The organism is Methylomagnum sp. (assembly GCF_054333355.1).
The window spans coordinates 1-8,616 of sequence record NZ_JBTEKS010000181.1 but is presented as its reverse complement, the minus strand read 5'-3'; the positions used below and the strand labels follow the sequence as shown (position 1 = coordinate 8,616).

Below are 8,616 nucleotides of genomic sequence, written 5' to 3'. Positions count from 1 at the left end.
AGGGCCAACCGTATCCGAAGCGCCTTCGTTGTATAAAACTTTGCCATAATGTTTCATTGCGGTACTCGAAAAGCGGCGGGCGGATAATATCCAATACCTGCTTTTTGAAGCGTCGGCCAGGGAGCGCTAGCTTTTGCCGGGAAGCATGTGTTAAAAAACCTTATCTTGAATGCATGGCTTGTTATTACCTTATATTTAATATGGTAATGGCGGAAGATCGGCTGTCCGGAATTATTTTGGTTGGCAACCGAGTTTGGTCATTGGCAGATGCCTTTAGGGCTACAAGCCTTGCATTACTTCCCCTTAAACCGACTGGAAGCTCAACATGTTGAAAAGACTTTTCCTGCCATTCATTAAACGTCAGAAACAAGCGGTGGAAACGCCAGCCGTACCCAGCGGTGTTCCCAATCCCGGCGTGCGCATCGTCGATGGCAAGATTATTCCAAATTATGCCTGCCAAACGGAAATAGTTAATCACTGCAACCTGTCCTGCCGGGACTGCAACCATATTTCTCCGCTCGCCAAGAAAGGCTTTGCCGATCCAGAGATTCTCTACCGTGATTTTGCCGTTCTTGCCAAGGTTTACAAACCCTTACTCGTCTATCTAACCGGCGGTGAACCGCTCTTGCATCCCAATATTGATGAAGTAATAAAGGCCGTGCGAGCCAGTGGGATTAGTGGCCGAATCAGGGTATTAACCAACGGACTTTTATTGCCACGCATGAAGGAAGAATTCTGGGAATCAATCGACGAACTTGAAATATCAATTTATCCAGGTGCCAACATAAGCCAGGAACTTCTTGAGCGCTATAAGGACAAGGCTAAAGCCTCTAATGTAATATTGGAAATCTATAATTTTAATGAATTCCGCAGATCATTTTCAATAAACGGAACCACCGATAGCGCCTTAGTGGAACGCATCTATCGCGCCTGTAAAGCCGCCCATGTTTGGGGTTGTCATTACCTTCAAAATGGCTATATTTATAAATGTCCACAAAGCATTTTCATACCGAGGATGCTGCACCTACCCGAGCAGGAACATACCCGTGATGGAATCAAACTCCGCGATGCCCCGGATTTCCGGGACGAGCTTTACGCCTATCTCACCGCGCCCAACCCCTTGCAAGCCTGTCGCAACTGCTTGGCTACCGCCGGAGTTCAACGCCCGCATACCCTAGTCCGTCCCAAAGACTGGCTTTCCGAGCAGGAAGGATCGATGGCGTCTATTGTGGATTACGAGGAATTAGCCCGCATAGAGGCGGAGATGCATATCCAAAAGCCCGACAATATCAAAGCGTTGATCATGTACCAAGATGCTCACTCACCCAATAATTGAAACCTATTTACCAAATTCACAAAAACAATATGACAAACCATTTATTGCAACTATTTAGCCGTCGCCGAAAACCGAGCTATAAAATAGCGAAGATTCGTGATGATTCTAATCTGGATATTGTGTTGCCATGGGCCTTGGCAAAGTCGGAGGCGGCGATTCGATTTCCCGTGGCCTATGTGGAGCTTCTTCGCACCTGCCTGGAAATAAAAACTCTTTCCATCACCACCGTCAAAAGCAAAGGAGAAGATCATAATCATGACTATGTCCGCCACTTCGCGGCGCTGCTCGGTGCCTTAGCCGATCTGCCGCCTCTGGAATTGGCGGTGGCCGAAAAACTCGCCCAAGTCGCGGACTCGCTATTTGGCGATACACGTCCCGTGGAAAGCGGTAGCTGGGCCGGTGATATTAGCGCCCATTTCGCAATGAGTTCCTCGTTCGGTCACAAAGGCCGTATTCTCGCCACCATTATCCGCTTCATGCGTTGCGGGTATTGCCTCGAATTGGGCACGGCCTATGGCATGTCGGCGCTGTTTATGCTGGAAGCCCTCGCCGTGAATGGCCCGGATACCCGGCTTATCACGGTGGAAGGTTCGGAACTGGCTCATCAGATAACGTCCGAACTACTTGAAAATCGTTATCCGGGGCGGGTGAGTTGCGAGTATGGCTGGACTTCTCAAGTGCTTCCCCGCTTGGCCCAAACCCTTAATCCGCTGGATTTCTTGTTCCATGACGCCGGACATTCCAGAAATGATTACATCAACGATTTTCAAACCCTTTTGCCTTTATTGCCGCCCGGCGCGGTAGTGTTATTTGATGATATTAATTGGTACGATCCACGGTTTGCCTCGACCGATCCACAATGCCATAAAGGCTGGCTGGAAGTGGCTAACCACCCTAGAGTCCTGTGGGCCGTGGAAATGGATCAGGAAATGGGTTTGGTTCTGTTGAAGTAGTTAGTATACTGCGCTCAGCCACAAACTGAACATCTTGCCCCCCCTCCTTCTGGGAGAGGGCTGGGGTGAGGGGGATTAAAAAGTTCGGTTTGTAGCTGTTTCGAGTATAGCTGAAAAACCAATACCATTTAATTGCCGGGGAATCACTTCGGCACGCGACCCTTGAACAACCAATATCGCTCCCATGGCTTGTCCACATTGTAGGGGTTCCTGACTTCTTGGTACCCATTAGCGGTAAGCAAATTGGTAACGTCATGCCAGATTTTCCAATCGCATTCCAAGGTGATAGCCAGGAAGGTATATTTGTCGAATGGAAACCCCTCCAATACATCGAACTCGCTGCCCTCCATATCGAAGGCGGCATAATCAATGATAGGCGGGGCTTGGTGTTTATCGAGCATCGCCTCTAAAGTCATGGCCTCTTTTTCCACCTCCCTGCCGCGCTCGACAACCTTTTGGCCCTCGTGCTTGATATTCTCAAGATTTTCCTTGATGCCTCCCAGATAAGGGCTGACCGTTGCCTCGTTGCCCTCGATATACCTGACTTTTCCGCTTTGCCTGGCCAAGCAAACATTCTCGCATCGACTATTCGGCCTGTTCGCCTCAAGTTGGGAAAAGAACCAGGTATTCGGCTCGACGCAAATCCCTGTCCAGCCGAACTCCTTTTCGAGGATATAAGTACAGCTCGCGGCGATTCCACCGGCGGCACCCGCTTCGATGAAATAGCCGTTCCGTTTTCCCGGAAAAACCCGCTCCACAATCCAGCGGTCATTAAGTGTTTCGTTTGGATACTCGAAAAGCGGTGGACGGATGATGTCCGATAGCCGCCTTGTCAAGCGCCTCGCGGCAAGCTCCAGCGTTTGGCGGGAACGTTGTGCTAAGCGTCGCAATTCCACTCGCATAGTTGATTACCTTAAGGTTGATGACGGCAGGAATGCCGACGGTGACGCCTGTGCGTTATTCAAGAAACGCCTTGAGTTCAGGGATAATGTCGGCGGTTTTTTCGTTACGCAAGACATCCATTTGCCGGGAAATATTTTTGAAAACGTCCAGGTTCGCTTTATTCCAGTCTCTTTCCAAATGCCAAAGCAGGTGCTTGAAATGTGCGCTTATATCGGCGCGATATTTTTCCTGGAAATCCGATATATACCTTATCAGTCGTTCCTTTACCGTCCGGCGCGTTTCGAGTGGAAGTATGCTGACGTGACACCACTGCGGCTCCTCCACGACGTTAAGCGTAAAATTGATGAAGTGTTCCCGGTCTTCCTTGATGACGCCGAGTTCGAGTAACCTGTCGATAATCTCCGGCAGCCGAAAAACATTAAGGGCGCTCACGGTAATATTCGGTCGGAGGCGAACCCCTAAACCACCAATTGCTAAAAGATTCGCTTCGACATTTTTCCAGACGGTGCCGCTGCGTATCAATTCCGCCCGCTCGTCCAGTTCATCTATGCTGGGGCAGACCGATATTTTGCGGCCCCACTTCGGCCAGCATTCAAGCACACTTTTGTTCTTATAACTTAGCGTGCTTAAATTGGTGTTATAGGTAATTTTAACATCATATCTTTGCTGGGCGTCAAGTATGTCCAATATCTGCCAGTGTTCATCCATCAGCAGAGGTTCTCCTCCGGCGAAATAAATCCGCTCCACTTGGTGCAAATACCTTTTCACAAAATCAATCTTCGGCACCGCTTCGACGGATTCCACCCGCAGGAGTTTACGGGCGTCCTGGTCATTCAGCCAACCCAGCTTCTTGGCGTCGGGCACCCAGGCGCTGGACGATTCGGGACCACACACCCGGCACCGGAAATTGCATAGGTTGCTGAACCGGAAATCCCAATACTTAAGATCAATCTTATCGACATGGCCCGATTGAGTGGTTATTCGCGGTATTTCAAAAACCTTGGGCAAAAAATCCCGGTTGAAATGCAGCCTGTGACTCACGCCCGAGGATTCCTCCTTTTCATAACACCTGGAGCAAACCTTGGGCTTTTCCCCCGCCAACATTTGTCGGCGTATCGCCCGCATATTGTCGCTATTCCAAATCTCCTCCAATGACTGTTCGGCGAGATCGCCAAGTTCATGGCTCATATCGGAGGTCATGCAGCAATGAATCACCTTGCCGCTCGGGATAATATTCAGATGCAGCCAAGGCAGGACACAAATGGTTTTGGATATGGGGGGTTTATTCATTGATTTTGTCCGCGACGTTTAAAACCCAACCAGCCCGCCAAACCCGTCAGCAGTTGCCGGGGATCGGCCAGCCGCCAGCGGCCCATGAGATAGCCGGGTAGCTGCAACAAGGCGGTGGCCGGGCGGTACTGAGCGCCCCAGGCCCGGCAATAGCGCCGCCAGTCCTGCCGGCAGCGGGCCAGGGGCGGCGCGGGCGCGGCGACCGGGGCGGGGTCCGGCTGGCGCTCCCCGCACCAATGGGCCGCTTCGACCGGCACCGCCCAGCCGTCGAGGAATGGCTTCAACAGCGGCAGGACCGCCGCCCGTTCCACGGGCAAGGGCTGGCGGCGGAGATCATTATCCAAGCGCTGCCAGTCGATGGCGGCGGGTTCTGCGGCGATGCTCAACACATCGGCCAGCCCGCCCAGGGCGCTATCCGGGGACGCTTGGCGCAGCGCGAATTCCAGCGCGTCGGTGCGGTCCAGCCCCAGCGTCGGCTGTTTGCCGAACACCAAGGGAATGGCGCGGCGCCAGACTTCCGGCGTGCGCTGGCCGAACCACCATTCCAAGCCCCAGGTCAGCATCGCCGCTTCCCCCTTGGGCGACTTCAACACGAGATGCTTGGCACCCAGCACATAGCCTGGAATCTGATTTTCCGGCAGCCGGACTTGAGACGGTCGCCAGCCGACGCGCAGCAGGCATTGAATCGCCGCCGCCGACTGTTCGGGCCGCACCGCCCATTGCAGGCCATGCCGGTGGCCCAGCACCGCCGCCGGGTCGGCCAGCCAGCGCCAAACCGGGGGCAGCCACAGCAACTCGACCCCGTGGTGGGCGCATTCGTCCAGGCTGTCCTTCACTTCGGCGAAGCGGCGCTGGTTGACCAGCCAGGCGTGCCGGGCGATGCCCTTGAAGCGGGGGAACAGCTTGTCATCCACGCCCAGGCCGCGCAGATTGCGGTGGGCCGTCGGCAGCAGCGTGAAGGCTTCCGGGTCGATGTGCCGGTCCCAGTCGATGCTATCCCGCCAGCGTTCCCAGGCGGGCGGCGCGTCGGGATGGGGCAGGAAAGCGGCTAAGAGCAGGTCGGATTCGAGGGGTTGCAGAGGGGCTGACATGGGCTGGCTCGGTGGCGTCGGAAGTGATTACGGGGGCGGGGCGGATTGTTCCGCCGGGTGTTCGGGGAACCGGAAGGCCAGGGCGAACAGCGCGGCGTAGCGGCCATTCAACGCCAACAATTCCCGGTGCGAGCCGTTCTCGACGATGCGCCCCCCGTCGATCACCAAGATGCGGTCGGCCATCGAGACGGTGGAGAACCGATGCGAAATCAACAGCGTGGTGCGCCCGGCGGCGAGGGCGCGGAATTGCTCGAACAGTTCGGCCTCGGCACCGACATCCAAATTGGCGGTCGGCTCGTCCAGGATCAGGAGGCGGGCGTCGCGCCCAATCAAGCGGGCGATGGCGAGTCGCTGCCACTGTCCGCCGGAGGGCTGGTGATGGCCGAACCGCCGCCCGAGCTGGGTGTCGTAGCCTTCCGGCATGTCGCTAATCAGGTCATGGACCTGGGCGCGGCGGGCGATGTCTTCCAGCGCGGCCCGGTCGCCGCCGAGACGCGGCCAATCGCCGAAGGCCAGAGTGTCGGCGGCGCTGGCCTCGTAGCGCCCGAATTGCTGGAACACGCAGGCAATCTGCCGTCGCAACTGCCGCCGGTCCAGGGTACGCACATCCTGGCCGTCGAACAGGATCGACCCCGCCTGGACCTCGTACAGACCGGCGACCAGCTTGGCGATGGTGCTTTTGCCCGCGCCGTTGTCGCCGACCAGGGCCACGGTCTCGCCCGGTTCGATGGTGAACGAGAGTCCCCGCAGCGTGTCGTGAGCGGACCCCGGATAGCGGAAGCCCACCTCGCGCAGTTCAATCCGGCCCTTGAGGGTTGCCATGGGCGCCGCGCCGCCCGAATTCGTGCCCGGATCAATCTGGAAAAACTCCCGCAGCTTCTCGACGTTCAACAATTGCCAGCGTTGCCCTGCAATCAGTCCGACGCTTTGATCCACCAGGGCGCGCAATTGGCTGGCGGCCCCGCCGAAAATCGCCAGGTCGCCGATGGTGAGTTGTCCCGCCACGATGGCCGAGAGGGCATGGGCCAGGGCGAGATAGATGGCCGTCACCGAGGCCAAGGCGAACAGCAGGTTGCCGATGAACTCGAAGCCCAGATAGTCGAGTTGCAGGCGGCGCAATTCTTCCATCAACAAGCGGTAGCGGTCGATGAACACCGGGCCGAGTTCGAGCAGCTTGATCTCGCCCGCCTGCTCCACGTCGGTCAAGAGTCCGCCGTAATAGCTGATTCGCCGCTCCTTCTCGACCCGCCGGTTGACCGCCTCGAACTGCCGCCGCACCAATCGCCAGCGGAACAGCAGGAAAGGCAGGCCCACCGGCAGCAGCAGGAAGAACAGCCACGGTTCGATGGCGAACAGGATCGCCATCAAGCTCAGCATTTGCACCGCCTTGGTGGCGAGTTCCAGGCTGAAGCTATAGAGGTGGGCGACGTGGATTTCGGGGCTGGTCTGCGCCCGGCGCAAGGCGTTGAGGTAGCTTTTGTCCTCCATCCGCTCCAAGGGCATGGCGGCGTGATGGCGGGCGATGTCCAGGTGTAGGCGGTTGCGGAGTTCGATCTCGAAGCGCCGGGTGATGTAGACATTGACGGCGTGGCCGACGGACCCGCCCAGCGTGGCCCCGAAGCCGACCAGCAGCCACAGGTAGGCGGCGGTTTCCTCCAGCGGCGTCCCGGCGCTGGCCTCGCCGACGCTGTTGACCAGCCCGCGCACCGAGAGGGCGATCCCGGCGGGCAACACGGCCAGAATCACGGCGTTAAGGGCGGCGGCGGCGAACAGCCAAGGCGCGACGGCATGGGCGGTGCCGAAGGCCCAGCGGATATGCGCCCCGGATTGCCGCAGGCGTTGCGGCCAGCGTGGCGTCATCAAGACAGCGCCGCCATCCGGCGGATCAAGGCGTTCCAGTCGTCGATCATGCGGGCCTGGGTGAAGTGGGCGAAGGCCCGCTCGCGGGCGGCGGCACCCAGCGCGTGGCGCCGTTCGGCATCGCCCGCCAGGGCGTTAATCGCCTCGGCCAGTTGCCGGGGAAAATCCGCCGTTTCGTCCGGGGCGGGCAGCAGCAGCCCGGTTTCGGCCAGCGCTTCGGGAATGCCGCTGACGCCGGACGCGATGATGGGCAAGCCCTTCGCCATGGCTTCCAGGATCACCAAGGGCATTCCCTCGAACCGGGCGGGATGGGCCAGCAGGTCGGCGGCGTCCAGCAGGGCCGGAATATCGCCGCGCTCGCCCAGCAGCCGCACCCGGCCCCGGCCCAGCATCCAGCCGATCCAGCGCAACACATCGTCCATCGTGCCGCTGCCCACCCAGGCGAACGCGAGGCGCTGCCAGTGCGGGCGGCGGCGCAGCAAATCCAGGGCGTCGAGGAACAGGTCGTAGCCCTTCACCGTCTCGTAGCGGCCTATGGTCAGGACCAGGAGGTGGTCGTCGGGGATGCCGAGTTCGGCCCGCACCCGCCGCCGCTCGGCCGCGTCGCGGGGCTGGAAGAAAATGTCCGGGCGACCGTTGAGGATGACCCGCCCGCGCCCTTGGGCCAGGCCGAAATAGCGGCGCAGCAGGTCAAGGTTCTCGGTGGACACCGCGACCACCTCGCGGGCCGCCGCGTACACGGCTGGCAGGCGCGGCAGGCAAGCGACGTACTGTTCGGCCCAGGCCGGTTGCACGCAGTGGACCAGGACCACGAAGGGAATGCCCAGCCGGGCGGCGGCTTGCTTGGCGGCGAGATTGGCGAGCGGGAAGCTGTCGGCGAACAGGATCAAGTCGGGGCGGGCGGCGGCGAAGCAGTCCTCCGCCGGGGCCGGGTCCGACAGGCTGGGGGCGGGTTCATGCCAGTGGTAGATGTCTTCCACCGGCAGCCAATAATGGGGGATACCGTGTCGGCGGCGTTCGTCGATCAGGGCATTGTCCGCCGTCGGCTGGGCCATCGACACCCGCCACCCCGCCGCCAGGAAGCCCAGGGCCAGCCGGTGGTCGATCTGTTCGGCACCGAAAATGCCGTTGCGGTCGCTGAATAGCAGGATGCGGCTCATTTTGATTGGCAAGGAAGCTCAGC

General features: G+C 58.6%; 7 protein-coding genes. 2 read left to right on the top strand and 5 right to left on the bottom strand.

What is annotated here, in order from left to right; translation table 11 throughout:
* The first annotated feature begins 325 nt into the window (after positions 1 to 325).
* Both ACXWUF_RS13845 and ACXWUF_RS13840 read left to right on the top strand, forming a co-directional pair.
* On the top strand, positions 326 to 1,336 hold the full coding sequence (locus ACXWUF_RS13845) for a radical SAM protein (RefSeq protein WP_458495255.1): 1,011 nt from the start codon (positions 326 to 328) through the stop codon (positions 1,334 to 1,336).
* A gap of 29 nt (positions 1,337 to 1,365) precedes the next feature.
* Positions 1,366 to 2,289 (top strand): O-methyltransferase, encoded by a 924-nt coding sequence (locus ACXWUF_RS13840; RefSeq protein WP_458495254.1) that lies wholly within the window; start codon positions 1,366 to 1,368, stop codon positions 2,287 to 2,289.
* A gap of 143 nt (positions 2,290 to 2,432) precedes the next feature.
* On the opposite strand, the gene ACXWUF_RS13835 is transcribed toward ACXWUF_RS13840, so the two are convergent.
* The 5 genes from ACXWUF_RS13835 to ACXWUF_RS13815 are packed head-to-tail and all read right to left on the bottom strand — an operon-like array spanning position 2,433 to position 8,593.
* Complete coding sequence (locus ACXWUF_RS13835; RefSeq protein WP_458495253.1) at positions 2,433 to 3,191, bottom strand: FkbM family methyltransferase; 759 nt, start codon at positions 3,189 to 3,191, stop codon at positions 2,433 to 2,435.
* Positions 3,192 to 3,246: 55 nt separating this feature from the next.
* Positions 3,247 to 4,482: a twitch domain-containing radical SAM protein gene (locus ACXWUF_RS13830; protein WP_458495252.1), complete on the bottom strand. Its 1,236-nt coding sequence runs from the start codon at positions 4,480 to 4,482 to the stop codon at positions 3,247 to 3,249.
* Positions 4,479 to 5,573 carry a hypothetical protein gene (locus tag ACXWUF_RS13825; RefSeq protein WP_458495251.1) on the bottom strand — a complete coding sequence of 365 codons (1,095 nt, stop codon included), beginning with the start codon at positions 5,571 to 5,573 and terminating at the stop codon, positions 4,479 to 4,481. The genes ACXWUF_RS13830 and ACXWUF_RS13825 overlap by 4 nt, the downstream gene beginning before the upstream one ends.
* Before the next feature lie 27 nt (positions 5,574 to 5,600).
* The gene (locus tag ACXWUF_RS13820) at positions 5,601 to 7,433 is read right to left on the bottom strand and encodes an ABC transporter ATP-binding protein (protein ID WP_458495250.1); all 1,833 of its coding nucleotides are present in this window, start codon (positions 7,431 to 7,433) and stop codon (positions 5,601 to 5,603) included.
* The gene (locus ACXWUF_RS13815; RefSeq protein WP_458495249.1) at positions 7,433 to 8,593 is read right to left on the bottom strand and encodes a glycosyltransferase family 4 protein; all 1,161 of its coding nucleotides are present in this window, start codon (positions 8,591 to 8,593) and stop codon (positions 7,433 to 7,435) included. The genes ACXWUF_RS13820 and ACXWUF_RS13815 overlap by 1 nt, the downstream gene beginning before the upstream one ends.
* Between the last annotated feature and the right edge of the window lie 23 nt (positions 8,594 to 8,616).

Bases quoted from the DNA above. Each gene is read 5' to 3' on its own strand.
- ACXWUF_RS13845 (WP_458495255.1), top strand. From the start codon at position 326: ATGTTGAAAAGACTTTTCCTGCCATTCATTAAACGTCAGAAACAAGCG.
- ACXWUF_RS13840 (WP_458495254.1), top strand. From the start codon at position 1,366: ATGACAAACCATTTATTGCAACTATTTAGCCGTCGCCGAAAACCGAGC.
- ACXWUF_RS13835 (WP_458495253.1), bottom strand. From the start codon at position 3,191: ATGCGAGTGGAATTGCGACGCTTAGCACAACGTTCCCGCCAAACGCTG.
- ACXWUF_RS13830 (WP_458495252.1), bottom strand. From the start codon at position 4,482: ATGAATAAACCCCCCATATCCAAAACCATTTGTGTCCTGCCTTGGCTG.
- ACXWUF_RS13825 (WP_458495251.1), bottom strand. From the start codon at position 5,573: ATGTCAGCCCCTCTGCAACCCCTCGAATCCGACCTGCTCTTAGCCGCT.
- ACXWUF_RS13820 (WP_458495250.1), bottom strand. From the start codon at position 7,433: ATGACGCCACGCTGGCCGCAACGCCTGCGGCAATCCGGGGCGCATATC.
- ACXWUF_RS13815 (WP_458495249.1), bottom strand. From the start codon at position 8,593: ATGAGCCGCATCCTGCTATTCAGCGACCGCAACGGCATTTTCGGTGCC.